We start from the raw sequence: 24,572 nt of genomic DNA, 5'->3' as shown, positions 1-24,572 counted from the left end.
GTCACCCCTGCGGCAACGTCACCTGCAGATGGCCGACCCCGGCCAGTCCGTCGTGCACACGTTCGCCACCCTGCGCATCCACCGCCACCAGCCGGTAGCGGTAACCGGGCTCCAGGCCCAGGATGCGCGCCACCACCGGCTTGCGCAGGCTCACCGTCTGCACCAGCGTGCCGGCGTCGAGCGCGACCACCGGGCCGTCGTCGAACTCGACCCGCAGCGACGTCAGCGCACCGGGGCCGAAGAACAGCGGGCTGGCCGACACCTGCACCTCGAACGTGGCCTCGGTGAAGGCCTCGGTGACGGTGAGCTGGCCCATGAGCCGGGCGAGGTCGGGCTGGATGTCCAGGTCCAGCGCCGGGCTGACCGACAGCAGCGGGAAGGCCGCGGGCTCGACGGCCAGGCGCAGGTCCAGGGTCTGGCCTGGGGCCACCGCAGCGGCCGGTGGCAGCTCCAGGGGGCGCACGGTCACGCTCTGCGCGACGCCGGTGGCCGGGTCGGTCCACACGCCCAGCTCCTGCGGGTGGACCCCGTTGACGCGCACCGGGCTCTCGATGCGGTTGCGCAGGGTCACGACGTGGTGGCCGGGCACGCCGTCGGGGTCGGGGCGCAGCAGCTGGGGATCGAACACGCTGCCGGTGTTGTCCTTGAGCGAGACCACCAGCGGGATGTCGACCTGCGTGCCGTCGCTGATGGTGGCCGTCACCCAGCCCTGCATGCCGATGCCCGCGGGCGACTGGAAGGCGGCCGCCAGGCGCACGAACTGCGCCTCGTCCAGCGACAGCTCGTCGGTGATGCCCTCGTCGAAGCGGATCACCGCGTCGGGCCGCTCCTGCAGCGCCGGGGGCGCGCCGTCGGCGGTCGGCACGCCCAGGGTGAGCCGGGCCGACCGGGGGGTGAGCGCGGTCAGCCGCGCCGCGGGACCAAAGCGCTGGCGCGCCAGCAGCAGGAAGGCCTGGCCAAGGTGGGGCCGCGCCTGGAACGCCAGGCGCACCCGGTAGGACAGCGCCTCGCTCTCGGTGGCCACGTCGGTGATGGCGAACACCAGCGAGGGCAGGAAGGGGCTGGCGTCGCTGCGCGCGAGCCGAAACTCCTGCGGCTCGTAGTAGACCTGGTCGCGCACCAGCGAATCCTGGAAGAAGGTCACGCTCTGGCCCTCGGCCACCAGGTCGTGCTTGAACAGCACATGGGCCTGCGAGGGGTCGCGCGGCGCATCGAGCATGTAGCCGTCGGCCTGGGGGTCGAAGGTGCAGGCCAGCGACTGCGTGCATTCGACCTCGCGCCGCACCAGCACTGGCCGGCCCTTCTTGTCGATGGCCACGCGCCGCGGCAGGGTGCGCAGCACGCGCGCCGTCTCTTCCCGGGACAGCGCCTCGTCCAGATCGGGGTTGTGGTGCGGGCGCCGTACGCCCCGCGCGAGTGCCCGCGTGGCGGTGCTGGCGCGGTCGGCCCGCAGGCTGGCGATCGCGGGCATCCGCGGCCCCGCCGCCGCCACTGCCAGCGGCTGGGTGCGCAGCGTGCTCAGCACCGCGGGGCTGATGCGAACCATGTCGATGTCCGGCTGCAGCGGGGCCACCGCCGGCCGGTCGTGCAGCCACCACTGCTGCCAGGTGCGCTGGCCGATCGTGGCCTTGCACACCACCTCCAGCCGGGCGCGGTGCACCGGCGAGGTGATGATCTGGTGGATGCGGTCGTAGTCCTCCTGGGCATGGAAGGGCAGCGTGCAGCGGTGCATGCTGCCGCCCAGCGGGTTCAGCGGGCCGAGCGCCTCCCAGATCAGCGGCTGCGCCGGCGCGGCGGCCACCGAGCGGGCCATGACGTAGTTGCTCAGGCGGTCGGTGCGGCCATCGGCGTCGGTGTAGTCGTCCAGCACGTCCACCACCAGCGTCTGGCCGCTGCGGCGGGCGGTGAGGGTGGTGACCTTGAAGCCGAAGGCGTAGACCCCGATCAGCGCGTCGCCCGAGGGCATGGCCGTGGTCTCGCCCCAGTCGCAGTCGCTGGGGTGGCACTTGCCGAAGCCGTGCATGAACCAGCCGCCGTCGGCCCGCCGCCCGATCAGCAGGCGGGTCATGCCCCGCGTGGCCGCATCGGTGTTTTCCCACTGGCCCTCCCAGGTCAGCGTCGCCGGGTCGGCCGCCGCCACCACCGGCATTTCGTACCCCAGCCGCAGCGTGGCGGTGTGCTCGAGCGTGCGCATGGCGAAGCGCGCATCGACGGCGTGCACCGCCAGCAGTTCGATGTTCAGCCAGCCCAGCGGACCGAGCGGGTCGTCGTCGGCCGTGCGCAGGCGCAACCGGGAGGTGTGGCGCCCGCCCACCGTGTTCCATTCGTAGCGCGGCAGCTGGTACCGGGCGCTGGCATCGTCCGATGCCTCGTAGAGCACCTGGGGTTGGAGGGAGCCGTCCGGGCTCACCGGCACCGGGGCCTGTGCAGCCGCTGTCGTCACCGGATGCACCTTGGGCGTGAGCAGCAGCGTCTTGAGCTCGAAAGCTTGCAGCTGGTTGCTCATCAACAGAACCTGCTCGTCGCTTGCCATGTCCGCTCCTGCAAGAGGTGCCCCCGGTGGCCCTGACCCGGTGGACGGACCAGCGCGGCGGGGGGAGGGGACCCAATGTAGGAGTGCAGAACGGCGGTGACATCCTTCCGACTAGGGACCGGCGGCCGCAAGGATCACCCGTTTTGAGGACAAGTCCGCGCCCGTATAACCGATCCGCCGCCGCACCGCCGGGCGGCAGGAACAAAGGCGTTCCGGTTCCCGTTTTCCCCGCGGGCGCCAGCGCTGTTTGCTGCACCGCGTCATGATTTCTTCATGTGCCCGCACGGTGCGGGCGCCCCACCTCCCCGGAGCACCCGTTTCATGAGCGACCTGTCGCAACCCACCCACGCCCCCGTCCTGCTGGACAAACTGCAATGGCGCTACGCCACCAAGAAGATGGACCCGTCCCGCGCCGTGCCGCAGGACAAGGTCGAGCGCATCGTCGAGGCCGCGCGCCTGGCGCCCACCTCCAGCGGCCTGCAGCCGTTTGAAATCATCGTCGTCACCAGCAAAACGGTGCGCGAACAGATCCAGCCCATCGCCTGGAACCAGGCCCAGATCACCGACGGTTCGCACCTGCTGGTGTTCGCCGCCTGGGACACCTACACGGCCGAGCGCATCAACCACATGTTCGACCTGGTGAACACCGAGCGCGGTTTCACCAATGAGGGCTGGGAGAACTACCGCCAGATGCTGCTGAACAGCTACCCGCAGCGCGACGCGCAGGTGAACTTCGAGCACGCCGCCCGCCAGGCCTACATCGGCCTGGGCGCCGCTCTGATCGCCGCCGCGTTTGAAGAAGTGGACGCCACGCCGATGGAAGGCTTCGACCCCGCCAAGCTGGACGAGATCCTCAAGCTGCGCGAGCGCGGCCTGCGCAGCGTGGCCATCGTGCCGCTGGGCTACCGCGCCACCGACGGCGACTGGCTGGTGAACCTGAAGAAGGTGCGCCGCCCGCTGGAACAGTTCGTCACCGAAGTGAAGTGATCCGCCCGGGCGGCGGCGGGCCTCAGGCGGCCTGCAGCGCCCGGCGGTCGATCTGGAACGCCGCCACCGAGGCCACCAGCTCGCGGGCCTGGTCGTCCAGGCTCTGCGAGGCCGCGGCGGTCTCCTCCACCAGGGCCGCGTTCTGCTGCGTGGCCTGGTCCAGCTGGGTGATGGCCTCGCCCATCTGGGTCACGCCGGTGCTCTGTTCCTGCATGGCAGAGGCAATGTCCACCACCAGCTGGTTCACCCGCCGGATGGATGCCACCACCCCGGTCATCGCCGCGCCGGCCTGATCGGCCAGTGCGGCGCCCGTGCCGACCTGGTCCACGCTGGCCTCGATCAGCTGCTTGATCTGCCGCGCCGCGTCGGCCGAACGGCCGGCCAGCGCCCGCACCTCCGAGGCCACCACGGCAAAGCCGCGCCCCTGTTCGCCGGCCCGCGCCGCCTCCACCGCCGCGTTGAGCGCGAGGATGTTGGTCTGGAAAGCGATGCCGTCGATCACGCCGATGATCTCGGCGATGCGCCGCGAGGCGTCCTCGATGCTGCGCATGGTGCGCACCACCGAGGCCACGGTCTCACCGCCGGCCTCGGCCGCCTGCGAGGCGTCGGTGGACAGCGTGCGGGCCGCCTGCGCGCTGTCGGCGTTCAGGGCGATGGCGCTGCTGAGCTGCTCCATCGACGCGGCCGACTGTTCCAGCGCGCTGGCCTGCGCCTCGGTGCGGGCGCTCAGGTCCTTGTTGGCGCTGGCGATCTGCGCCGAGGCCGAACCCACATGGTCCACCCCGCGGTGCACCTGGCCCACCAGGCTGCGCAACCCGTCCTGCATCACCCCCAGCGACTGCAGCAGCTCGGCCACCTCGTCGCGGCCCTGCACCGGCACGTCCTTGGTGAGGTCACCGGACGCAATGCGACCGGCCACCGCCACGCCTTCGCGCAGCGGCCGCACGATGCTGCGGGCCAGCACCACCGAGGCCAGCAGGCCCAGCACCAGCGCCGCCACCCCGAGGCCAATCTGCAGCAACTGGGCACCGCCGATGGAGCGCCCCACGGCCTGGCCATGTTCCTGCGCCAGGCGGTCCTGCAGCGCGCGCAGGGTGTCGATGGGTTGCTGCAGGCGCGCCAGCGCCGGCAGGGTCTCGCTGCGCAGCAGCTGCTGGGCCTCCTCAATGCGGCCTTCCTTCGCCAGCGGACCGACCTTGACGAACGAGGCCACATAGGCGGCGCGGGAGCTGCGCAGCTCGGCCAGCGCGGCCTTGCCTTCGGGCCGTTCCACCAGCCGGTCCAGCGTGAGCAGGGCCTCGTCGATGGCCTTGCGGTTGGCGTCGATGCGCGCCTGCACCACGGGTATCTGCGAGGGCTCCACCAGCAGCAGCTCGGCCGTGTTCAGGCCGTTGGCCCGCGTGGCGGTGTCGATCACCGACACCGCCGCCACCTTCACCATTTCGCGCTCGATCAGCTGGCTGTTTTCCTGCCCGATCAGCCGCAACGACAGCAGCGACGAGGCCACCAGCCCCGCAATGAGCAACAACATCAAACCGAAACCGGCCGCCAGCCGCGCACCGATCCGGAACCTGGACACACCCCACATGCTGAACTCCTGGCGCGCGCACACCGCGGCCTGATGCGGAGTTTTTCGGCGCGGGGCGGGCGCGCTGAATAGTCCTGAAGAACTATGGCGGGCCTAAGATCCGGGACACCTCGCCACCCACCGCCGCCGACACGCCATGTCCCAGGAATCCCGCCGCACCAGCCAGACCGGGGTCGTGCTGCGCCTGGGCAGCACGCAGACCCTGGCCTGGGCCTCGTCCTATTACCTGCCGGCCCTGCTGGCCGCGCCGCTGGCCGCCGAGCTGGGCCTGGCGGTCACCCAGGTGTTCGGTGCCTTCACGCTGGCACTGGTGATCTCGGCCCTGGTCGGGCCGGCCGCGGGCCGCGCCATCGACCGCCACGGCGGGCGCGCGGTGCTGCGGGTCACAAACCTGCTGTTTGCCGCCGGCCTGGCGGCGCTGGGCCTGGCGCAGGCCGGGTGGCAGGTCTGGGCCGCGTGGTGCGTGATCGGCGTGGCCATGGGCAGCGGGCTCTACGACGCGGCCTTCGCCACGCTGGTGCGGCTCTACCCGGTGAGCGCGCGCAACGCCATCACCGGCATCACGCTGATCGCCGGTTTCGCCAGCACCGTGGGCTGGCCACTCACGCAGTGGGGGCTGGACACATTCGGCTGGCGCGGCACCTGCCTGGGCTGGGCGGCGCTGCACCTCGTGCTGGGCCTGCCGCTGCACGGCGGGTTGCCGCGCGGGCGGGTGGAAGAGGCGCCGCCGGTGCGGGCCGAATCCGCGCCCACCGCACCCGCCGACTCGGGCGCACCGGCGCAGGCACCAGCTGGCAATGGCGTCGCCATCGTGCTCGCCGCCGTGTTCGCCATCGCCTGGTTCACCAGCACCGCCATGGCCGCGCACCTGCCGCTGCTGCTGCAGGCGCAGGGCCTGTCGGCCTCCACCGCGTTGGGCGTGGCCATGCTGGTGGGGCCGGCGCAGGTGGCGGGGCGGCTGCTGGAATTCGGCTTCCTGCGCCGCGCCCACCCGCTGCTCTCCAGCCGCTTCGCCACCGCGGGGCACCCCATCGGCGTGGCGTTGCTGGCCCTGGGCGGGCCGCTGGGCGCCTGGCTGTTTGCGGTGATGCACGGCATGGGCAACGGCATCCTGACGATTGCCAAGGGGACGCTGCCGCTGGTGGTGTTCGGCGCCGCGGGTTACGGCGAGCGCCAGGGCTGGCTGATGGCGCCGGCCCGCGTGTCGCAGGCCTTCGCGCCGCTGCTGTTCGGTCTGGCCATGGCGCACTGGGGCGGCCACGCGCTCTGGCTCACGGCCGGGCTCGGGCTGCTGGCGCTGGCTCTGCTGCAGGGGCTGGCGCTGCACATGGCGCGCCGCGGCGCAGCGGTGGCGCCTACGACCCCACGGCCTGACGCGCCAGCCTGAGAAAGCGCGCCCGATCGGCCTCGCCCAGGGCCTGCAGGATCTCGTCCTGCAGGTTGCGCACCACCGGCACCAGCGCCTGGAGGATGCGCTCGCCCTCGGCCGTCAGCGACAGCACGCGCGCGCGGCGGTCGCGCTCGCTCACCACGCGGTCCACCCAGCCCTTCTGCTCCAGCCGCTCGATCACGCCACCGATGGTGGCGCGGTCGTAGGCGATCAGCTCGGCCACGGTCGCCTGGTCCGTGCCCGGGTGGTGGCCGATGGCGTCCAGCGCTGCGAACTGCACCGGCGTCAGGTCGAAGCCCGCCGCCTGAGTGCGCTGCACGAACACCTGCGTGGACAGCTGGTGCAGCCGGCGGATCAGGTGTCCCGCCATGTCGAGTGAGTCCATGCCTGCGCTCCGTTTCAAAGACTATTGATAAGTATACGTACCGTATTGACACAAATTAGTAAGCATAGATATCATTTGCTCCCACCCATCGCCCCCGGGCGACCTTCCCATCAGGAGACACCCCATGCAGTTCTACAAAGACGGTTTTCGCGGCGGCAACCCCGACATCAAGCAGGCCGCGCCCAACCGCCGCAACCGGGGCGTCAACGAACCCCTGCCCGAAAAGGTGGACGTGCTGATCGCCGGCACCGGCCCGGCCGGCCTGTGCCTGGCCGCGCAGCTGGCGGCCTTCCCCGAGATCGAGACGATGATCGTCGAGCGCATGGCCAGCAACATCATCAAAGGCAAGGCCGACGGCATCAACACGCGCACCATGGAAATGTTCCAGGCCTTCGGTTTCGCCGACAAGGTCAAGCGCGAGACCTACTGGGTCAACCAGACCGCGTTCTGGATGCCCGACCCCGCCAACCCTGCGCACATCCGGCGCGTGGGCCGGGTGCAGGACGTGGCCGACGACAGCTCGGAGATGCCGCACATCCTGATCAACCAGGCGCGCTTGCACGAGCTGTTCCTGGAGGTGATGGCGAACTCGCCCTCGCGCCTGGCGCCCGACTACGGCTGGGAAATCGTGGGCCTGACCATCGACGAGACCACCGACGACCACCCGGTGACCGTCACGCTCAAGGACTCGACCGGCATCAACTGGGGCGCCACGCGCACCGTGCGCGCCAACTACGTGGTTGGCTGCGACGGCGCGCACTCCGCGGTGCGCAAGGCGATTGGCGGCGTGCTGCACGGCGACGCAGCCAACCAGGCCTGGGGCGTGATGGACATCCTGGCCAACACCGACTTCCCCGACGTGCGCCAGAAGTGCCTGATCTCCTCGGCCAACGAGGGCAACGTGCTGATCCTGCCGCGCGAAGGCGGCTACGTGTTCCGCATGTACGTCGAACTCGACAAGCTCAAGGACGGCGAGAAGGCCGCGAGCAAGAAGTTCACGCAGGACGACATGATCGCGGCGGCCAACCGCATCATCAAACCCTATTCGCTGGACGTGAAGGAGATCGTCTGGTGGTCGATCTACGACATCGGCCACAGCATCACCGACAAGTTCGACGACGTGCCCGAAGGCAGCGACCGCGCCCCGCGCGTGTTCACCGCCGGCGACGCCTGCCACACCCATTCGCCCAAGGCCGGCCAGGGCATGAACGTGTCCATGCAGGACACCTTCAACCTCGGCTGGAAGCTGGTGCATGTGCTGCAGGGCCGCGCCGACCCCAGCCTGCTGCGCAGCTACAGCAAAGAACGCCTGACCGAGGCCAAGCGCCTGGTTGAGACCGACCACGAGTGGTCGCGCATCATGTCCGCGCCGACCACGCAGGCCGAGCGCGAGGGCACCGAAGAGCCGCGCATCATCCGCCAGTTCAAGGCCAACCTCGAATTCACCGGCGGCACCGCGGTGAAGTACGACACCTCGACCCTGTTCGCACCCGGCACCCACCAGGCGCTGGCCAAGGGCGAAGAGATCGGCCGCCGCTTCCACTCCGCGCCGGTGGTGCGCCTGTCGGACGCCAAGCAGATGCAGCTGGGCCATGCGGCCGAAGCCGACGCGCGCTGGCGGATCTACGTCTTCGCCGGCCAGGGCGACGTGGGCCAGCCCGGCGCACCCATCGCGCAACTGGCAGACTGGCTGGAGAACGACCCCGCTTCACCGGTCGTGAAGCACACCCGCCCGGGCGAAGACATCGACGCCATCATCGACGTGCGCGCCGTCTTCCAGCCCACCTTCGACCAGCTCGACTACGGGCACATGCCCTCGCTGCTCAAGCCGAAGACCGGCAAGCTCGGCCTGCAGGACCACGAGAAGGTCTTCTGCGTCGACCACAAGGGCCTGGGCGACATCTACGCCATGCGCGGGATCGACCGCGACCGCGGCTGCCTCATCGTCGTGCGGCCCGACCAGTACGTGGCGAACGTGCTGCCGCTGGACGCGCGCGAGGAACTCTCGGCGTTCTTTGCCGGGGTGTTGCGCTGAGGCAAGGCGGCGCGGCCAGCGACGGGGCCGGCCTCTGAGCCGGCGGGCGTAGATGAACCGGCCGTTGGCCTGCCAGAGCAGGGTGAGTGCGCCCCACCGCTCCAACAGACCCAGGGTGGACGAGCGGTCGGCAGCCGTCACCGACCACATCTTGCTGCCCTCGTCCTCGAACACGGGCGCGCCGAACAGGGACCGCAGCGTCTCCTCGGCGTTGGCCTTGTGGATGCCCTGAAGCCGTTCCAGCAGCACCCGTTCATCGTGCGTCATCGCCGCCACCGCCTGCGCGTTGCGCGCTTCCAGCAAGCCCGAGGTGTCGGCGCCGTGGCGCCAGGAGCTCAGCAGCCCGTCCGAACTCTCGATGCCGAAAATGTCCATCAGCTCTTCGAGGTAGCCGACGAACCGGTCCTGGTCCTCGCCCTCGGCGGAATCGAACTTCTTCATCACCGGCTTGAACAGGCCCAGCACGACCGGCTTCGTCTGCCGGGACGGCGGCAGCCTGCGCAGGTCGCGCGCCAGCTGGTTCACCCAGGCTTCGTACCGGAGCCGGTCCGCTTCCTTCAGGTCCACGCGGTAGAACGGCTCGTTCACGAACTTCTTTTTGGCGATGAAGCGGTCCAGGGCCTGACGGCGGTCCTCGGCGGCCGAACTCTGAGCTGCGGGGTCGGCCCAGACGTGGATGGACACCGCGCCGAGCAGGGCGGAGAGGAGAAGGGCGCGGCGGGAGGGGGAGGTACAGGCCGGCATTGCTCGCCCAGGAGGGTGTGGTGGAGGTTCGGAGGTGAACAAGTTCGCCAATCTTGCGACGGAGGGGCCGGGGAATGCGCCGCCTCAGCGGCCGGCACCCGGCGCCACCAGTCCGCGGCGCGGGATGGGCGTGGAGAACACGATCGAGGTCCGCGTCTCGCCGTAGCCATTGATGGACGAGAGGAACCGTTCCAGGTCTTCCAGGCTGCGCGCCACCACGGTCACCACATAGGAATCCGCCCCTGCGACGTGGTGGCATTCCAGCACCTCGGGCGCACGGCGCAGCTTGTCGATGAACGCCTTCTTGCCCGGCTGCTGCACCGTGATGCCCACGATGGCGCGCACCGGATAGCCGGCCAGCGCCGGGTCCACGTCGGCGCTCACCGCACGCACCACGCCCGCGTCCTTCAGCCGCTTCAGGCGTTCGACCGTGGCGGGCACCGACAGGCCCGCGGCAATGGCCAGGGTCTTGAGCGGTGCCCGGCCATCGGCCTGCAAAGCCATCAGCAGCGCCCATGCCTTGGCGTCCAGTTCCAGCGTCGTCTCGGCCATACACGCCTTTCACCTGAAAAATCGATGGTGAACGCGATTCTCACCTGAGATAGCGCCTGTGCAGCGCACCAGGGCCTGCCGACAATCTGGTCCATGGACACGCTTCATTCATTCCCCCTGGCCGGGCTGTTCGTTCAGTCGATGCTGATCGGGCTGTCCATCGCGGCACCGGTCGGGCAGATCGGCATCCTGGCCATCCAGCGCACGCTGGACCACGGCCGCGCCGCCGGCCTGGCCACGGGCCTCGGCGCCGCGCTGGCCGACGCGGTCTACGGCGCCATCGGCGCGTTCGGTGTCTCGGGCCTCATCAACTGGCTGCTGGGCCTGAAGCTGTGGCTGGGCCTGTTCGGCGGCGGGTTCCTGCTGTGGCTCGCGTGGCGCATCGCGCGCAAGCCGCCGGTGCGGCGCAGCGGCCAGCACCCGCCACCGGGCACCCTGCTGCGCGACGTTTCGGGCACCTTCCTGCTGACGCTGTCGAACCCCACCACCATCCTGTCGTTCATGGCGGTGTTCGGTGCGCTGGCGGGCGGAGCACCCGTGCTCTCGCCCTGGGTGATGGTGCTGGGCGTGCTGCTGGGCTCGGCCCTGTGGTGGCTGATCCTGTCCACCGGTGTGGCCTGGCTGCGCGAGCGCTTCGACGAGCGCTGGCAGCGCGCGGTCAACCTCGGCTCGGCCGCGCTGCTGGCCGCCCTGGGGCTGTGGCAACTGGGCCAGCTCGTGACCTAGGGTCGACAATCGGCGGAGCCTCATCCACGGCCCTTTTTCAGGAGTGTCATCAGTGGACATCCCCCGCATCTTCAACATCACCGAAAGCGCGCACCGCATCCACAACCCGATCACGGCGGACAAGCTGACCACGCTGGGCGCGGCGCTTCGCATGGCACCGGGCACACGGGTGCTGGACCTGGGCAGTGGTTCGGGCGAAATGCTGTGCACCTGGGCGCGCGACCACCAGATCGTCGGCACGGGCATCGACATGAGCCCGCTGTTCACCGAACAGGCGCAGCAGCGGGCTCAGGCGCTGGGTGTCGCGCACCAGGTCCGCTTCATTCACGGCGATGCCGCCGGCCATGTGGCGGACGAGAAGGTCGATGTGGCGGCCTGTGTCGGCGCCACCTGGATCGGCGGCGGCGTGGCCGGCACCATCGAACTGCTCACGCGCAGCCTGCGCCCTGGCGGGATGCTGCTCATCGGCGAACCCTTCTGGCGCCAGCTGCCGCCCAGCGATGCGGTGGCACAAGGCTGCCAGGCGCACGCGGTGTCCGACTTCCTCACGCTGCCGCAGCTGCTGGCCTCGTTCGCCGAGCTGGGCCACGACGTGGTGGAAATGGTGCTGGCCGACCAGGACGGCTGGGACCGCTACGAAGCGGCCAAGTGGCTCACCATGCGCCGCTGGCTGGAAGCGAACCCCGGCGACGACATGGCCGCAGAGGTGCAGGCCCAGTTGCACTCGGAACCGGTGCGCTACGCGACCTACACACGCGAGTACCTGGGCTGGGGCGTGTTTGCGCTGATGGCGCGGTAGGCGCGGGCGCCACGGCCTCCGCTACTGCGGCACCAGCCCGGCGGACTTCACCAGCTCCGCGTGCAGCTTGATGTCGCTGGCGATCAGGCGCTGCAGTTCTTCGGGCGAGCTGGTCGCCACCTCGATGCCGCTCTCGGCCAGCTTGGCCTTGAGCTCGGGGTCGAAGGCCGCCTGCACCGCGCGGTTGAGCTGATCGACGATGGGGCGCGGCGTCTTGGCCGGTGCCAGCAACGCCATCCAGGCCGAGAGGTTCATGTCGGCCACGCCCGCCTCGGCCATGGTCGGCACCTGCGGCATCACCGGCGAGCGGGTCGGGCTCATCACCCCCAGCGCGTGCAGCTTGCCCGACGCGACGTGCGGCACCGCCTCGGGCATCACCGCGAACATCACGTCCACCGTGCCGGCCAGCGTGTCGTTGATGGCCAGCGCGCCGCCCTTGTAGGGCACGTGCAGCATCTTCACCTTGGCACGCGATTCGAACAGCAGACCACCCAGGTGCTGCGGGCTGCCGTCGCCCGACGACGCGAAGGTGATGCCGCCCGGCTTCGCCTTGGCCGCCGCGACCAGCGCCGCGACCGAGGGGTACTTCTGCTTGTCCTTGACGATCAGCACCATGGGCTGGTTGACCAGGCGGGTGACGGGCGTGAAGTCCGCCTCGGGGTCGTAGGGCAGGGACTTGAACACGCTCTTGTTCGTGGTCAGGAACGAAGCCGGTGACACCGCGAGCGTGTGGCCATCCGGCGCCGCCTTGGCCACCACCGGCATGCCGATCTGGCCCGAGGCGCCGCCTCGGTTGTCCACGATGAAGGGCACGCCCAGCGACGCGTTCAGCTTCTGGCCCAGCGCCCGCGCGATCATGTCCACGCTGCCGCCGGCGGGCAGGGCCACGACCAGCTTGACGGTCTGGTCCGGGTACTTGCCTTGCGCGGCCGACAGGCCGGAGAAGGACAGGGCGGCGAGAGCGGCGGCACAGGCCAGGGTGGTGCGGCGGTCGGGCATGAAGGGCTCCTGAAAAGCGGGGTGGGGCGCGCACCGTGCCAGTGCGCGTGTGTGCAGTGCCTGCAGCCCCATGCAAGACACGCGCCCAGCCGCCGGCCGCGTGCTGCCCCCCGCCCTGGTCGCAGACTCAGGCCTTGCCCCCGGCCCCGGGCTGGTGCGTGTGCACGCCCTGCATCCAGGCCATCAGGTCGACATGGCCGGACGTGGGCGCGGCCCTGGCGCTGCGCGGGGCCTCGTCGTCCGGTGCCAGGCGGCGGCGCCGGGGTTTGACGAAGCGCGCCACATGGCGCGGCGCCTCCGGGCTCTCGGCGGCCAGGTTGTCCAGGATCGCGCAGTGGGCGTGGTCGTCGCCCGCGCAGGCGCGCACCAGCCCTTCGAGCCCGGCCTTCATCTCGGCGATTTCCCTGAGCTTCTCGTCCAGATCCGCCAGATGGCGCAGGGCGATGGTCTTGACCTCGCGGCTGGTGCGCCGGTCATCGCCCCAGCGGCCGATCAGCTCGGCGATCTGCGGCACGGAAAAACCCAGCCGCCTGGACTGGCGGATGAAGCGCAGCACCGACACCTCCCGCTCGCCGTACAGGCGGTAGCCCGATTCGGTGCGCTCGGCCGGCGGCAGCAGGCCGGTCTGCTCGTAGTGGCGGACCATCTTGGGCGAGACGCCGGCGGCTTTGGCGGCTTCGCCGATGTTCATGAGCGGGTTCATGGGAAGGCTCCTCGGAACAGAAAGGACACGGTGGCCCGGACTGTCGTCCTTGCCACCGTGTCAAGGTCAAGTGACCATGGGACGCCCATGGTCTGCGCGCTCAGGCCGGCGGGTAGCCGGCGTCGGTCAGGGCCTCGGCCAGCACCGCGCGGTCTTCGTCGCTCTGCACGGTGACCTTGCGCGCCGGCAGGTCCACCTGGAACTTGCAGGCCGGGTCGGCCAGGTGCAGCGTCTGGCCGACCACCCCCGCGCAATGGCCGCAGGTCATGTCGGGCAACTGGAATTCATGCATGTCGCACTCCTGAAAAAAGTTGAGGAGCGGCCAGTCTGGGCATTGCCACAGCGGCAAGGTCAAGCACAGCAAGCCGACGCGAAAGGCGTTTGAGAAAGGCGTTTGACCTTGCCACTGCGTCAAACCCGAGAGTGCGGACTCCCCCTCACACCAGGAGATCGCCATGCAAGCATCCGCCACCCTCGCCCCGCCGGTCGACGCCCGGCCCGGCACCGAGTTCGAACTGCCCATCGAGGGCATGACCTGCGCGTCCTGCGTCGGGCGCGTCGAGAAGGCCCTGAAGGCCGTGCCCGGCGTGCAGGACGTCACCGTCAACCTCGCCACCGAACGCGCGTCGGTGGTGGCCGGGCCCGGCGTGTCGCTGCCCGCGCTCACCGGCGCCGTCGAGCGCGCGGGCTACTCGGTCGCGCAGCCCGCCGAAGACGACCGGCCCGCGCCGCCCGCCTCCCACCCCTGGTGGCCGGTGGCCCTGTCGGCCGCCTTCAGTTTTCCGCTGGTCCTGCCCATGCTGGGCATGCTGTTCGGGCAGGACTGGTCGCTCAACGGCTGGGCCCAGTGGCTGCTGGCCACGCCGGTCCAGTTCTGGCTGGGGGCACGCTTCTACCGCGCCGGCTGGAAAGCCCTGCGGGCCGGCGCCGGCAACATGGACCTGCTGGTGGCCCTGGGCACCTCGGCCGGCTACGGGCTGAGCGTCTACCTGCTGTTCAGGCACACCGAGCACGGCACGCCGCACCTGTATTTCGAGGCCTCGGCGGTCATCATCACCCTGGTGCTGCTGGGCAAGTGGCTGGAGGCGCGCGTCAAGCGGCAGACGACCGCGGCCATCCAGGCGCTCAACGCCCTGCGGCCGGAGGTCGCGCGCGTGCGCACCGCCTCGGGCGACGTGGACCGGCCGCTGGCCCAGGTCAAGGTGGGCGACCTGGTGGTGGTCCGGCCGGGCGAGCGCATTCCCGTGGACGGCACCGTCACCGAAGGGGCCAGCGAGGTGGACGAGTCCCTGATCACGGGCGAGAGCCTGCCGGTGGCCAAGCACCCGGGCGACAAGGTCACGGGCGGCGCCGTCAACGCCGAAGGCCTGCTGCTGGTGATGACCACGGCCATCGGCGCCGAGTCCACCCTCTCTCGCATCGTGCGCATGGTGGAGTCGGCCCAGGCGAAGAAGGCGCCCATCCAGCGCATGGTCGACCAGGTCAGTGCCGTGTTCGTGCCCGTCGTGCTGGCACTGGCGCTGGCCACCCTGCTGGGCTGGGGCCTGTGGACCGGCGACTGGGAGCGCGCGATCCTGAACGCCGTGGCCGTACTGGTGATTGCCTGCCCGTGTGCGCTGGGCCTGGCGACGCCGACGGCCATCATGGCCGGCACCGGCGTGGCGGCGCGCCGCGGCATTCTCATCAAGGACGCGGAGGCACTGGAGATCGCCCACAAGATCGACACCGTGGCCTTCGACAAGACCGGCACGCTCACCCAGGGCAAGCCCACGCTGGTGGCCCTGGAGGCGGCCGCCGGCCACGAGGCCCAGCTGCTGCCGTTCGCCGCCGCCATCCAGAACGGCAGTGAACACCCGCTGGCCCGCGCGGTGCTGGACGTGGCGCGCGAGCGCTTCGTCGCGGTGCCCGCGGCGCACGGCGTCGCGGCCGTGGCCGGCCGGGGCATGCGGGCGCAGGTGAAAGGGCGCGACATCCACCTGGGCAGCACGCGCTACATGAACGAACTGGCCGTGGACCTGTCGGCGATGGAGGCCGCGGCCAGCGCGTTGCAATCGGAAGGCCGCACCGTCTCCTGGCTGGCCGACCTGACGGACGCCCCCCGCCTGATGGGCCTGCTCGCCTTCGGTGACGAGCTCAAGCCCACGGCCGCGCACGCCGTGCGGCAGCTCAAGGCGCTGGGCGTCCGGACCGTGCTGGTGACCGGCGACAACCAGGGCAGCGCCCAGGCGGTGGGCCGTGCACTGGGCCTGGACCACATCCGCGCCGAGGTGCTGCCGGCCGACAAGGCCGGCATCGTGGCCGACCTGCGCCGCGGCGGCGACCGCGTGGCGATGGTGGGCGACGGCATCAACGACGCCCCCGCACTGGCCGCCGCCGACGTGGGCATGGCCATGTCCACCGGCACCGACGTGGCGATGCACGCCGCCGGCATCACCCTGATGCGGGGCGACCCCTCGCTCATTGGCGATGCCATCGACATCTCGCGCCGCACCTACGCCAAGATCCGCCAGAACCTGTTCTGGGCCTTCGCCTACAACGTGATCGGCATCCCGCTGGCCGCACTGGGCTGGCTCAACCCGATGGTGGCCGGCGCCGCGATGGCGCTGAGCAGCGTGAGCGTGATCTCCAACGCGCTGCTGCTGCGCCGCTGGCGCCCTACCAGCGCACCCAGCTGACCGGGACGCCCGTTCGCAGCGTGTTGTGCACCTCGGCCACGGCATCGGTCTCGCGCAGCAGGCGCTCCACTGCCTCGGGCGCCGCGGGCGACTGGACCCGGGCCCGGTAGCGGACGTCGGACGCGGCCAGGCCCACGCCCTCGAACGACGCCGTGGCCTCGACTTCGACCTGGGTCAGCTCCATGCCCAGGCGCCGGGCCTCGCGGTGGAGGTCGTTGGCGTAGCAGGTGGCCAGCGCCAGCATGAGGAATTCGCCGCCGTTCACGGCCGAGCCGCCACCGGCCCTGGGCGGCACGGCCAGCGGCTGCTCCGCCTCGCCCGTGCGCACCGACACGGCGTGCTGGCCTGGTGCACTGACGACGCGGGCGCTGATCTGCATGGAGGGCTCCTTCTCAGACGAGCGCGACCTCGACCCGCGAAGGGACGGCCCTGCGCACCGCATCGCCCACCGGGGAGTGCGCCTCGGCCCAGGCGACGATCTCGTGCAGCTGTTCGGCGGACACCCCCTCCGCCGCGATGCGCACGCGGATGCTCACGCTCTGCGGCCCCGGCGGCACGCCTTCGCCCAGGCCCAGGATGCCCCGGTCGTCGGAGACGCTGTCCACCGTGACCTCCAGCCGGCTCAGCACGATGCCCAGCTGCGCGGCGCGCAGGGCGATGACGGTGGCGTCGCAGCTGGCCAGGGCCGCGCGCAGATACCAGCCGGGTGTGGGCGCGCTCGCCGCGCCGCCGATGCCCTTGGGCATGTCGCTGACCAGGGTCTCGCCACCGGGGCCGGTGGCGACGCAGCGCAGGCCCTGTTCGATGACGGCCGTGGCGGCCTTGTCGGTGGACAGCGCCTTGTCCGGGTGCTGGGCAAAGTACCTCGTCACGCCCTCGATCGATTGCTGGATGTGTGCAAGCGTCATGCGGTTCCTCCAGTGGCGGCCAACCGGTGCCGGAAACGGCGGACCAGTCTACCCGTGACCGATCCCTGCATGCAGCCCGGCCGCCGGGCGGCGCGGCGACGGGGCACCACGCTTCGGCGCAGCCCGAAGCATCCGCGGCCCGATCAGGCGGACAGTCCACCCCTGTTCCACACCGGTACCCGCACCATGCCCATCACCTGCTTCATCCGCTACCAGATCGACCCCTTCCAGCGCGAGGCTTTTCGCCGCTACGCCGAGGCCTGGGGCCGCATCATTCCCCGCTGCGGCGGGAACCTGCTCGGCTACTTCCTGCCGCACGAAGGCAGCAACGACATCGCCTGGGGGCTGATCGGCTTCGACGACATGGCCGCCTACGAGCGCTACCGCGCCGTGCTGCGCGCCGACCCCGAAGGCCGCGCCAACTTCGAGCTGGCGCAGGCGCAGCGCTTCATCCTGCGCGAGGAACGAACCTGGCTCGAAGACGTGACCGGCACGGTCCATCGGCCGCGGCAGGTGGCGCCGTGATGGTGGAAGCATGGCCCGCTGCGTTACGCTGAGGACCATGAGCCGCAACACCCCGCACGAACCCCGCCTCGCCCGCGTGGCCGCCATGGTGGCCGACCCGGCGCGCTCACGCATGCTGGCCTACCTGCTCAGCGGCGAGTGCGCCAGCGCCAGCGAACTGGCCCGCGCCGCGTCCGTGACGCCCGCCACCGCCAGCGGCCACCTGGCCCAGCTGCTCGAAGCGCGCTTCGTGGCCTGCGAACCGCGCGGCCGCCACCGCTACTACCGCCTCGCCGACGCCGACGTGGCGCACGCGCTCGAAGCCCTGGCCGTGGTGGCCGAGCGCGGCGAACACGAGCAGCAATGGGCCACGCCCGAGCGGGTGCGGTTGCGCGAGGCGCGCTGCTGCTACGGGCACCTGGCGGGGCGGCTGGGCATCCGGCTGTTCGACGGCCTGATGGCGGCCAACGGATTGCAGCCGGCGAGCAGCGGCTACGCCCTCACCGACAGCGGTCGCGCGTGGTGCCAGCGCCTGGGCTTCGAGCCACCGGAGCCCGGCAGGAAACGGCGCTACGCCTACCCCTGCCTGGACTGGTCCGAGCGGCGCGACCACCTGGCGGGCGAACTGGCTGACCGGCTGTATCTGCACCTGGTGGCGCAGGGCTGGGTGCGGCGCGGGGCGGGGCGGGATGTGGCGGTCACGCCTTTGGGGCAACAGGAACTGATGGCCTTGCTCACCACCCCATGAACCCCACACGCAAAGTGCTGCTCGCCGGCGCCACCGGCCTGGTGGGCGGACAGATGCTGCAAGCCCTGCTGGCCGACCCGACGGTGGCGCAGGTGCATGCGCTGACCCGCCGCGACCTGAACCTGCACCACCCCAAGCTGCAGCCCCTGCGCGTCGACTTCACGCGCCGTCCTGCGCTGCCACCCGCCGACGAGCTCTACCTGGCCCTGGGCACGACCATCAAGGTGGCGGGCAGCCAGGCGGCCTTCCGCGCGGTGGACTTCGACGCCAACCTCGCGGTGGCGCGCGCCGCCGTGGCCGCGGGCGTGCGGCGCGTCGGGCTGGTCAGCGCGGCCGGCGCCAGCGCGCAGTCATCGGTGTTCTACAACCGCGTCAAGGGCGAGCTGGAAGACGCGCTCCGCACGCTGGACCTGCAGGCCCTGGTGCTGGCACAGCCTTCACTGCTGCTCGACCTGCGCGACGGCCTGCAGCAGCCTCCGCGCCTGGGTGAACGCCTCGCCATCCCCATTGCCCGCGTACTCGCGCCGCTGATGCCGGGGCGCTACCAACCGGTGCATGCGCGGGCGGTCGCGCTGGCGCTGCTGCGCACGGTGCCGACCGCGCAGGGCGTGGTCGTGCTGGCGTCGGATGCGCTGGCGCGCATCGGCCGCTGAGGCGCCGACACCAGACCGGCGCCTTCCGGTGCGCGGCCTTCCGCCGCTACGCCGCGTGCGCGCGCAGCCAGGCCACGATGTCGGCCGTCACCTCGTCGCGGTTGGTCTCGTTCAGGATCTCGTGGCGGCCGCCGGGGTACAGCTTCACCGTCACGTCGGCCAGGCCCGCGTCGCGGTAGCGCTGGCCCAGCAGCTGGATCAGCGCGCCGCCACCCGCCAGCGGATCGGCATCGCCGGACGCGATCAGCACCGGCAGGTCGCGGCGGATACCGGCCAGCCGCGCCGGGTCCGCCACGCGGGGCGCGGGCTCGAACAGGGCGGGGATCACATCGGCCGGCACGTCCCATCCGCACCAGGGGTTCGCCACGTAGGCGTCCACCTCGGCGGCGTCGCGGGACAGCCATTCGTAGCCCGTGCGGTGTTCGAAGCCGGCGTTGAAGGCCTCCAGCCCGGCGGGCGCGTCGGCCGGGGCGTTGGCCATCGCGGCGGCGAACGCGTCCAGCGCGGTCGAGCCGGACAGCACCACACCTGACCAGGTGGCGGAGTGGTCGAGCATGGCCGCCTGCGCGGCGAACGAGCCCATCGAGTGCGCGAACAGGAACACCGGCAGGCCGCCATGCTGCGCGCGCAGCGCGGCGCCGAACTGGGCCACATCGGCGATCAGGCCGCCGAACCCGGCGGCGCCGAAGTCGCCCAGCCGCCCGTCGGCGGTGCGCCCGTGCCCACGGTGGTCGACCGCGTGGACCACGAAGCCGGCCGCGTTGAGCGCCCGGGCAAAACGGTCGTAGCGCTCGCCGTGTTCGGCCAGCCCGTGGGCGATCTGCACCACGCCGGTGGAGGGGCCGTCCACGTCGGCCCAGGTGTAGGTCGTGACCTGGGTGCGGTCTGCGTCGGAGATGAAGGAGGAGGAAGAGGTGGTCATCGAACCATTCTCACCCCGCACCCGCTCCGCCCGACCTAGTGAAAACGGCAGGGCGCTCCGATGTGCTCAGGCGTCGATCTGCATCGCCGGCCGCGCCTGCACCTTCTGCAGCCAGGCGTTCGTGGTCGGATGGTCGGCCACCGGCGCGCCGAGGTAGACGCTGTAGCCGATCACCGAGGCCACGATCAGGTCGACCAGCGTGTACGCATCGCCCAGCAACCAGGGCTTCTGGCTCAGGCGCCCGTCGAGCACGGTGAGCAGTTCGTCCAGGGCCTTGTGCGCCGCTGTGCCGTGCGCGTCGTCGGACGTGCCCATGTTTTTCGCAGCCTGCATTCGAAACACCTGTGCGCCGTAGGTGACGTAGGCCCAGGTGCTCCACGACATGGCCTGCAGGTGTTCGGGCGTGCCGCCGGCCGGCCACAGGCCGCTCTTCACGCCATAGGTGTGGCCCAGCCACAGCTCAATGGCCAGCGCCTCGAACATCGGCGCGCCGTCCACCGTGAGGGTGGGCACCTTGCCGTTGGGGTTCAGGGCCAGGTAGTCGGGCCGGCGCTGCTCGCCGGTGGTGATGTCGATCTTGACGCGCTCGTGCGGCACGCCGAGTTCGGCGAGAGCGCAGGCGACCGGGGTGGCGCTGGACATGGGGTGCCAGTAGAGAACGATCTGGGACATGGTGGACTCCTTGGGGGTGTGGACAGCGGGCCCGACACCGCGCCGAACCCGTGGCTGCAATGTCGCGCCCATTGCGGACAGTTCCGGCCCTCAATAAACGCTAGAGTGCAACCATGCTGTCATCGTCCTCGCGCCTGTTGCGCGTCCTCTCGCTGCTGCAGACCCGCAGCCACTGGGCCGGCCCCGAGCTGGCCGATCGGCTGGCGGTGCACCCGCGCACGCTGCGGCGCGACATCGACCGGCTGCGCCAGCTCGGCTACCCCATCCACGCCAGCAGCGGCGTGGCGGGCGGCTACGCGTTTCGCGCGGGGCAGACGCTGCCGCCGCTGCTGCTGGACGACGAAGAGGCGCTGGCCGTGGCCATTGCCCTGCAGATCGCCGCGGCCGGCACCGTGAGCGGTGTGGAAGAAGGCTCGCTGCGCGCGCTGGTGAAACTGGAACAGGTGATGCCCACCCGCCTGCGCCGCCGCACGGGTGCGCTGCGCTCGGCCATCGTGCCGGTGCAGCGCATGGGGCCCACCATCGACGCCAGCGTGCTGGCCACGCTCGCCACGGCCTGCCGCGACCAGCTGCAGGTGGGCTTCAGCTACCGCGACCTGCGCGGCCAGGCCAGCGTGCGCCAGGTGCAGCCGCAGGGGCTGGTGCACACCGGCCACCACTGGTACCTGGTGGCCTGGGACCCGGCGCGCGACGACTGGCGCACCTTCCGCATCGACCGCGTGCAGGGCACACCCCGCACCGGTGCGCACTTCGCGCCGCGCCCGCCGCCCGCAGGCGACCTGCGCGCCTACGTCACCGGGGCCATGTCCGGCGTGCACCAGCAGGGCGAGCAGGCGCGCGTGGTGCTGCACCAGCCGCGCGAGGTGATGGCCAAAACCATTCCCCCATCCGCCGCCACGCTGGAAGCGATGGACGACAAGCACTGCCTCATGCTCTGCGGCACCGGCCAGCTGGACTCGCTGGTCTACTGGCTGATGGCGCTGGACGTGGAGTTTGATGTGCTGGAGCCGCCCGCGCTGAAGGAGCGGCTGCGCCGGGCGAGTGAGCGGGTGGGGAGGAGTTTGGCGCGGGGTGGGTGATAGTGAGAAGAAGAAGCCGGTTGTCGAATGGGATTGAAGTGAGGGGTGTTGCGTTACGCCAGTTGGACGAAGGTCGTGCCGCCATTGGAACCGCAGAGCCCAGAAGAAGCTCGCAACACAGAATGAATCGTGGCAACAACTTTTCGAGCGCTGAGTTGCCTGATGGGATTATTGGATTTCCAATTTTATAAGGCGCAGGGCTCAATTTAGACATGCAAAAGTCTATTAAAAGTCCACTGGAAAGCCGTTAGATACCGCAATGAGTAAAAGATTATTGAATCAGAAGTGGCAGCATTTGTCATTTACTGCGACTACTGTTTACACTTTAGCTACCGCAGCAGGGGCTCCAAAAATCGCACCGAGGCTGCCACCCACCAGTAAGATCACTATGTGCCACCTAAGCAAGATGCTCCTACTTCGAACATTGAGCTACAGGGTCGGGCATCAAAATGAGAGAAAAGCATGAATTCATTACCCAAAAGCACACGGGCAAACTACTTTTGCGATGAAACTGGGGAAGAAGAATACAGGCGCTCGTTTGTAGAGCTGCTAGCGAAAACGAAAAAGGTTGCTTTCGCCAAATACATGAATCCCGAGAACACTCACAGATTCAAGCATGGCGGCCACTGGTCCCATCCCGCTGCTCCTAATGTTCCGCCTACGAACATGAAGACTCACTCGGCTGAGACGGAAATATCCTTTGACAAAATTGTCAATCACGATCTTACTGTTATCGATCAAGTCATTGGGCAGATTTCCGAGAGCATGGAGAGTCAATTTGCCAAGATGCTGTTTACGAACGTCGCAGCTGCAGCGGATGCGGTCGGCAATACCGTTGACGCGAAGGCAGCTGGTTCGATCCACGAAGCGATTGCGCAAATTTTCGACAAGGTTCAGTTTTCAGCAGACAAGTTTGGCAATGTGACTCCGCCGAGTATCTATCTCGGAAACCAAGCTTCCCAAGCACTCCAGAACTCAGCGGCCAATGCTCCTCCCGAGTTTCATCAGCGGATCGAAGCAATCATTGCCAGAAAGACCGCTGAAGCCTTGGAGCGCGAGACCCAGCGCAAAGCTCGTTTTATAAGGTATGGAGAATCACATTGAGGGTACTTGTTTCTATAGGGTGCGACTCATATGAGCACGCCCCCTTGCTAAATGGGGCGGAGCAAGATGCGCGACGCATATATGAGTCGCTCATTCGGCCCGAAATTGGCGAGTATGACCCGGATCGCTCTCGTCTTTTGCTATCTCCAAATTACAGCGACGTTCGACAAGCCTTGAGAGATGTGCTCTTCACAGAGCCACAAGCGGAAACATTCACGTTCTTCTTCGCCGGACATGGGAGCGTGTCGTCCGGGGCGTTCTATATGTGGCTACGAGATTCGGATCCCAAAGGGCTTTCAATGTCAGCATTCTCTTTGGCCGATCTGTTCAGAAGTATTAACGAAGCCAAACCCCAGCAAAGCAACGTAATTGTTGACGCCTGCGAAAGCGGAGGGCTAATCGAAGACTTGGGGGTACTTCTAAAACCGGGATTGCTGGGGGACGCAGGCTCACCCGGCTTGACGCTTCTGGCAACATCAGCTCAAAACCGCAATGCAATCGAAACCGCAGCTGGTGGCATTGGCACTGTTGCCATCCTGGATTGCATTGAGGGCAATGACTTCGTTCAAGACTACAGAAGCACGTTGGACCTAGTTGAAATTGGAATGCGAGTGACTCAGCGCCTTAGCGCAAGCGGACAAAGTCCCGTTGTCTGGGGTTTGAACTTGTTCAGCGCTTCGGGCTTTTGTAAGAACCCACGGTATGGCAGTGATCCTGCAATGACACTGAGAAAAGCATTGCAGGATTGGCCCACATCAAGTCGCGATGCAATTCGCCAACATTACGATGGATTATGGGCGTGTTACTCGGCCATAAGTGGAGTTTGGGATCGGCAAAAGTTTTCTGAGGTCACTAGTGCAGTGCTCTCCTCTTCGCCAAATGACCCGGAAGCGCTAGCCGTTTTGGCGGATCGCTTGGCCGTGACCTACATCCAGAGAGCACTCCAAGCCCGTGATCCATTTAGGGGCGTCGAAGTAACTGCAATCTTGGCGGTAGCTTTACTTTCGTCAGTAGAGCATCCTCGCGTCGCGGATACTGCGCAACGATTGATCGACCAAATGTGCTTGATGCTTCTCGATGCTGTTTCTGCACTGATAGTGGACTTAGAGGCGGACAAGTACGCGCTCTTATCTGATCGGTCTAGCCCACTGAGTGAGCTCCATGAGCTTCCCCCGCGCCTAACAAAGATTCTCGGCTGGGCTGCCGCTGCCACTCTGGTATGTCGCGACGACAAGCAACGCGCACAGGCCGAGTCTATGTTTTCGAGGGTTGTTAGCCTTATCCTAGAAAATTACAGCGGATCAGTAACTTCATTGAATGATGTGCAAGCCTCCGGTCTCTGTATCACGCTTTCAGCCTGCGCCAATCTGCGCCTAATTGACGAAGGTGAACAGTTGATCGGTCTAATGTTTTACACCCTCGTTCAATGCAAAGGAAAAGTTGCGATATCGGATCTACCAAGAGACAGAGCTTTGGAGTACTTGATTTCGCGACATAAGAACGACTTTTCTGAGTCTGCGGACCTAGTTGCGCGCCCATTGGACTTGCTAGCCGTGTTGCTAAAGGCTGCCGATGTATTTGGGCTTGGATCCGTTCTTGACGAGAGCCTTTGGAAACTAGATGGAGTTGCTCTTAGTGCATATCTGCCTGCAAACTATATGGACTATGGCTCATCGTTAATGACAGACGGTGAAAATCTGATCTGGACGATTGGTTTTGACGTATTCAGGACGTCAGATTTCATTGCAAGCTGGCCTAGCAAGAAGACTATGCCCCAGAGTCAAATTGTGGCCTCCCTTGCTTTGATTGCAACTCTTATTTACCCAGACCGCCAAGCTTGGTTCTTGCTCGAGCCATGAACTAACA

Annotated in this window: 23 protein-coding genes and 1 pseudogene; 12 read left to right on the top strand and 12 right to left on the bottom strand. The window is 68.5% G+C overall.

From position 1 onward, the window contains the following. Window position 1: 1 nt before the first annotated feature. A complete protein-coding gene (locus DD542_RS18085) occupies window positions 2–2,533 on the bottom strand; it encodes a hypothetical protein (protein ID WP_127806594.1) in 2,532 nt (843 codons plus the stop codon). Between the two features lie 321 nt (window positions 2,534–2,854). On the opposite strand from DD542_RS18085, the gene DD542_RS18080 reads away from it, so the two are divergent. Continuing rightward, the gene (locus DD542_RS18080) at window positions 2,855–3,520 is read left to right on the top strand and encodes a nitroreductase family protein (protein ID WP_066151897.1); all 666 of its coding nucleotides are present in this window, start codon (window positions 2,855–2,857) and stop codon (window positions 3,518–3,520) included. A gap of 22 nt (window positions 3,521–3,542) precedes the next feature. On the opposite strand, the gene DD542_RS18075 is transcribed toward DD542_RS18080, so the two are convergent. After that, window positions 3,543–5,108, bottom strand: coding sequence for a methyl-accepting chemotaxis protein (locus tag DD542_RS18075; protein ID WP_127806593.1), 1,566 nt, complete (start codon window positions 5,106–5,108; stop codon window positions 3,543–3,545). Window positions 5,109–5,244: 136 nt separating this feature from the next. Here DD542_RS18075 and DD542_RS18070 point away from each other — a divergent pair, with 136 nt between their 5' ends. Further along, window positions 5,245–6,495, top strand: a complete 1,251-nt coding sequence (locus DD542_RS18070; protein WP_127806592.1) for an MFS transporter — start codon at window positions 5,245–5,247, stop codon at window positions 6,493–6,495. On the opposite strand, the gene DD542_RS18065 is transcribed toward DD542_RS18070, so the two are convergent. Beyond that, complete coding sequence (locus tag DD542_RS18065; protein ID WP_127806591.1) at window positions 6,464–6,883, bottom strand: MarR family transcriptional regulator; 420 nt, start codon at window positions 6,881–6,883, stop codon at window positions 6,464–6,466. The two genes, DD542_RS18070 and DD542_RS18065, sit on opposite strands and share 32 nt — an antisense overlap. Before the next feature lie 124 nt (window positions 6,884–7,007). On the opposite strand from DD542_RS18065, the gene DD542_RS18060 reads away from it, so the two are divergent. After that, window positions 7,008–8,918, top strand: coding sequence for an FAD-dependent monooxygenase (locus DD542_RS18060; protein WP_127806590.1), 1,911 nt, complete (start codon window positions 7,008–7,010; stop codon window positions 8,916–8,918). A 324-nt stretch (window positions 8,919–9,242) separates the two neighbouring features. Here the strand turns inward: DD542_RS18060 and DD542_RS24025 are convergent. Together DD542_RS24025 and DD542_RS18050 are read right to left on the bottom strand one after the other, a co-directional pair. Further along, a pseudogene (locus tag DD542_RS24025) lies at window positions 9,243–9,662 on the bottom strand (DUF4844 domain-containing protein); the annotation flags it as partial. An 84-nt stretch (window positions 9,663–9,746) separates the two neighbouring features. After that, the gene (locus tag DD542_RS18050) at window positions 9,747–10,214 is read right to left on the bottom strand and encodes an Lrp/AsnC family transcriptional regulator (RefSeq protein WP_206610692.1); all 468 of its coding nucleotides are present in this window, start codon (window positions 10,212–10,214) and stop codon (window positions 9,747–9,749) included. Window positions 10,215–10,307: 93 nt separating this feature from the next. On the opposite strand from DD542_RS18050, the gene DD542_RS18045 reads away from it, so the two are divergent. Together DD542_RS18045 and DD542_RS18040 are read left to right on the top strand one after the other, a co-directional pair. Further along, window positions 10,308–10,940 carry a LysE family transporter gene (locus DD542_RS18045; protein ID WP_127806588.1) on the top strand — a complete coding sequence of 211 codons (633 nt, stop codon included), beginning with the start codon at window positions 10,308–10,310 and terminating at the stop codon, window positions 10,938–10,940. Window positions 10,941–10,992: 52 nt separating this feature from the next. Beyond that, the gene (locus DD542_RS18040) at window positions 10,993–11,739 is read left to right on the top strand and encodes a class I SAM-dependent methyltransferase (protein ID WP_127806587.1); all 747 of its coding nucleotides are present in this window, start codon (window positions 10,993–10,995) and stop codon (window positions 11,737–11,739) included. Between the two features lie 21 nt (window positions 11,740–11,760). On the opposite strand, the gene DD542_RS18035 is transcribed toward DD542_RS18040, so the two are convergent. From DD542_RS18035 to DD542_RS18025, 3 genes are all read right to left on the bottom strand, one after another. Next, window positions 11,761–12,738, bottom strand: a complete 978-nt coding sequence (locus tag DD542_RS18035; RefSeq protein ID WP_127806586.1) for a tripartite tricarboxylate transporter substrate binding protein — start codon at window positions 12,736–12,738, stop codon at window positions 11,761–11,763. A gap of 127 nt (window positions 12,739–12,865) precedes the next feature. Continuing rightward, entirely contained in the window at window positions 12,866–13,441 is a 576-nt protein-coding gene (cueR, locus tag DD542_RS18030; protein ID WP_347232057.1) for a Cu(I)-responsive transcriptional regulator, read from the bottom strand. Between the two features lie 100 nt (window positions 13,442–13,541). After that, window positions 13,542–13,733, bottom strand: coding sequence for a heavy-metal-associated domain-containing protein (locus tag DD542_RS18025; protein ID WP_079366305.1), 192 nt, complete (start codon window positions 13,731–13,733; stop codon window positions 13,542–13,544). 163 nt (window positions 13,734–13,896) lie between these two features. Between DD542_RS18025 and DD542_RS18020 the strand changes: the two genes are divergently transcribed. Beyond that, complete coding sequence (locus DD542_RS18020) at window positions 13,897–16,116, top strand: heavy metal translocating P-type ATPase (RefSeq protein WP_127806585.1); 2,220 nt, start codon at window positions 13,897–13,899, stop codon at window positions 16,114–16,116. Here DD542_RS18020 and DD542_RS18015 read toward each other — a convergent pair. Both DD542_RS18015 and DD542_RS18010 read right to left on the bottom strand, forming a co-directional pair. Then, the gene (locus DD542_RS18015; RefSeq protein ID WP_127806584.1) at window positions 16,097–16,495 is read right to left on the bottom strand and encodes an OsmC family protein; all 399 of its coding nucleotides are present in this window, start codon (window positions 16,493–16,495) and stop codon (window positions 16,097–16,099) included. The genes DD542_RS18020 and DD542_RS18015 overlap by 20 nt on opposite strands. A 13-nt stretch (window positions 16,496–16,508) precedes the next feature. Then, on the bottom strand, window positions 16,509–17,024 hold the full coding sequence (locus DD542_RS18010) for an OsmC family protein (RefSeq protein WP_127806583.1): 516 nt from the start codon (window positions 17,022–17,024) through the stop codon (window positions 16,509–16,511). A gap of 186 nt (window positions 17,025–17,210) precedes the next feature. Between DD542_RS18010 and DD542_RS18005 the strand changes: the two genes are divergently transcribed. The 3 genes from DD542_RS18005 to DD542_RS17995 are packed head-to-tail and all read left to right on the top strand — an operon-like array spanning window position 17,211 to window position 18,929. Further along, complete coding sequence (locus DD542_RS18005) at window positions 17,211–17,549, top strand: NIPSNAP family protein (protein ID WP_127806582.1); 339 nt, start codon at window positions 17,211–17,213, stop codon at window positions 17,547–17,549. A 37-nt stretch (window positions 17,550–17,586) separates the two neighbouring features. Next, on the top strand, window positions 17,587–18,276 hold the full coding sequence (locus DD542_RS18000) for a metalloregulator ArsR/SmtB family transcription factor (RefSeq protein WP_127806581.1): 690 nt from the start codon (window positions 17,587–17,589) through the stop codon (window positions 18,274–18,276). Continuing rightward, window positions 18,273–18,929 carry an NAD(P)H-binding protein gene (locus DD542_RS17995; protein ID WP_127806580.1) on the top strand — a complete coding sequence of 219 codons (657 nt, stop codon included), beginning with the start codon at window positions 18,273–18,275 and terminating at the stop codon, window positions 18,927–18,929. The genes DD542_RS18000 and DD542_RS17995 overlap by 4 nt, the downstream gene beginning before the upstream one ends. A 46-nt stretch (window positions 18,930–18,975) precedes the next feature. Here the strand turns inward: DD542_RS17995 and DD542_RS17990 are convergent, their stop codons facing one another. Together DD542_RS17990 and DD542_RS17985 are read right to left on the bottom strand one after the other, a co-directional pair. Beyond that, entirely contained in the window at window positions 18,976–19,851 is an 876-nt protein-coding gene (locus DD542_RS17990) for an alpha/beta hydrolase (protein ID WP_127806579.1), read from the bottom strand. A 66-nt stretch (window positions 19,852–19,917) separates the two neighbouring features. Next, complete coding sequence (locus DD542_RS17985; protein WP_127806578.1) at window positions 19,918–20,523, bottom strand: glutathione S-transferase family protein; 606 nt, start codon at window positions 20,521–20,523, stop codon at window positions 19,918–19,920. Window positions 20,524–20,636: 113 nt separating this feature from the next. On the opposite strand from DD542_RS17985, the gene DD542_RS17980 reads away from it, so the two are divergent. The 3 genes from DD542_RS17980 to DD542_RS17970 all read left to right on the top strand — a co-directional run bounded on the left by DD542_RS17980 (window position 20,637) and on the right by DD542_RS17970 (window position 24,565). Continuing rightward, the gene (locus tag DD542_RS17980) at window positions 20,637–21,602 is read left to right on the top strand and encodes a YafY family protein (protein WP_127806577.1); all 966 of its coding nucleotides are present in this window, start codon (window positions 20,637–20,639) and stop codon (window positions 21,600–21,602) included. A gap of 462 nt (window positions 21,603–22,064) precedes the next feature. Beyond that, window positions 22,065–22,706, top strand: a complete 642-nt coding sequence (locus DD542_RS17975) for a hypothetical protein (RefSeq protein ID WP_127806576.1) — start codon at window positions 22,065–22,067, stop codon at window positions 22,704–22,706. Window positions 22,707–22,969: 263 nt separating this feature from the next. After that, the gene (locus DD542_RS17970) at window positions 22,970–24,565 is read left to right on the top strand and encodes a hypothetical protein (protein WP_347232056.1); all 1,596 of its coding nucleotides are present in this window, start codon (window positions 22,970–22,972) and stop codon (window positions 24,563–24,565) included. Window positions 24,566–24,572 lie beyond the last annotated feature (7 nt).

Source organism: Hydrogenophaga sp. NH-16, assembly GCF_004006415.1.
Taxonomy (GTDB): domain Bacteria; phylum Pseudomonadota; class Gammaproteobacteria; order Burkholderiales; family Burkholderiaceae_C; genus Hydrogenophaga; species Hydrogenophaga pseudoflava.
Note: the sequence above shows the minus strand (reverse complement) of the source record. Positions and strands in the feature narration are given on the sequence as shown.

What these genes read in the sequence shown, in the direction of transcription:
- DD542_RS18085 (WP_127806594.1), bottom strand. Translation starts at nt 2,533, where the DNA reads ATGGCAAGCGACGAGCAGGTTCTGTTGATGAGCAACCAGCTGCAAGCT.
- DD542_RS18080 (WP_066151897.1), top strand. Translation starts at nt 2,855, where the DNA reads ATGAGCGACCTGTCGCAACCCACCCACGCCCCCGTCCTGCTGGACAAA.
- DD542_RS18075 (WP_127806593.1), bottom strand. Translation starts at nt 5,108, where the DNA reads ATGTGGGGTGTGTCCAGGTTCCGGATCGGTGCGCGGCTGGCGGCCGGT.
- DD542_RS18070 (WP_127806592.1), top strand. Translation starts at nt 5,245, where the DNA reads ATGTCCCAGGAATCCCGCCGCACCAGCCAGACCGGGGTCGTGCTGCGC.
- DD542_RS18065 (WP_127806591.1), bottom strand. Translation starts at nt 6,883, where the DNA reads ATGGACTCACTCGACATGGCGGGACACCTGATCCGCCGGCTGCACCAG.
- DD542_RS18060 (WP_127806590.1), top strand. Translation starts at nt 7,008, where the DNA reads ATGCAGTTCTACAAAGACGGTTTTCGCGGCGGCAACCCCGACATCAAG.
- DD542_RS18050 (WP_206610692.1), bottom strand. Translation starts at nt 10,214, where the DNA reads ATGGCCGAGACGACGCTGGAACTGGACGCCAAGGCATGGGCGCTGCTG.
- DD542_RS18045 (WP_127806588.1), top strand. Translation starts at nt 10,308, where the DNA reads ATGGACACGCTTCATTCATTCCCCCTGGCCGGGCTGTTCGTTCAGTCG.
- DD542_RS18035 (WP_127806586.1), bottom strand. Translation starts at nt 12,738, where the DNA reads ATGCCCGACCGCCGCACCACCCTGGCCTGTGCCGCCGCTCTCGCCGCC.
- cueR (WP_347232057.1), bottom strand. Translation starts at nt 13,441, where the DNA reads ATGAACCCGCTCATGAACATCGGCGAAGCCGCCAAAGCCGCCGGCGTC.
- DD542_RS18025 (WP_079366305.1), bottom strand. Translation starts at nt 13,733, where the DNA reads ATGCATGAATTCCAGTTGCCCGACATGACCTGCGGCCATTGCGCGGGG.
- DD542_RS18020 (WP_127806585.1), top strand. Translation starts at nt 13,897, where the DNA reads ATGCAAGCATCCGCCACCCTCGCCCCGCCGGTCGACGCCCGGCCCGGC.
- DD542_RS18015 (WP_127806584.1), bottom strand. Translation starts at nt 16,495, where the DNA reads ATGCAGATCAGCGCCCGCGTCGTCAGTGCACCAGGCCAGCACGCCGTG.
- DD542_RS18010 (WP_127806583.1), bottom strand. Translation starts at nt 17,024, where the DNA reads ATGACGCTTGCACACATCCAGCAATCGATCGAGGGCGTGACGAGGTAC.
- DD542_RS18005 (WP_127806582.1), top strand. Translation starts at nt 17,211, where the DNA reads ATGCCCATCACCTGCTTCATCCGCTACCAGATCGACCCCTTCCAGCGC.
- DD542_RS18000 (WP_127806581.1), top strand. Translation starts at nt 17,587, where the DNA reads ATGAGCCGCAACACCCCGCACGAACCCCGCCTCGCCCGCGTGGCCGCC.
- DD542_RS17995 (WP_127806580.1), top strand. Translation starts at nt 18,273, where the DNA reads ATGAACCCCACACGCAAAGTGCTGCTCGCCGGCGCCACCGGCCTGGTG.
- DD542_RS17990 (WP_127806579.1), bottom strand. Translation starts at nt 19,851, where the DNA reads ATGACCACCTCTTCCTCCTCCTTCATCTCCGACGCAGACCGCACCCAG.
- DD542_RS17985 (WP_127806578.1), bottom strand. Translation starts at nt 20,523, where the DNA reads ATGTCCCAGATCGTTCTCTACTGGCACCCCATGTCCAGCGCCACCCCG.
- DD542_RS17980 (WP_127806577.1), top strand. Translation starts at nt 20,637, where the DNA reads ATGCTGTCATCGTCCTCGCGCCTGTTGCGCGTCCTCTCGCTGCTGCAG.
- DD542_RS17975 (WP_127806576.1), top strand. Translation starts at nt 22,065, where the DNA reads ATGAATTCATTACCCAAAAGCACACGGGCAAACTACTTTTGCGATGAA.
- DD542_RS17970 (WP_347232056.1), top strand. Translation starts at nt 22,970, where the DNA reads ATGTGGCTACGAGATTCGGATCCCAAAGGGCTTTCAATGTCAGCATTC.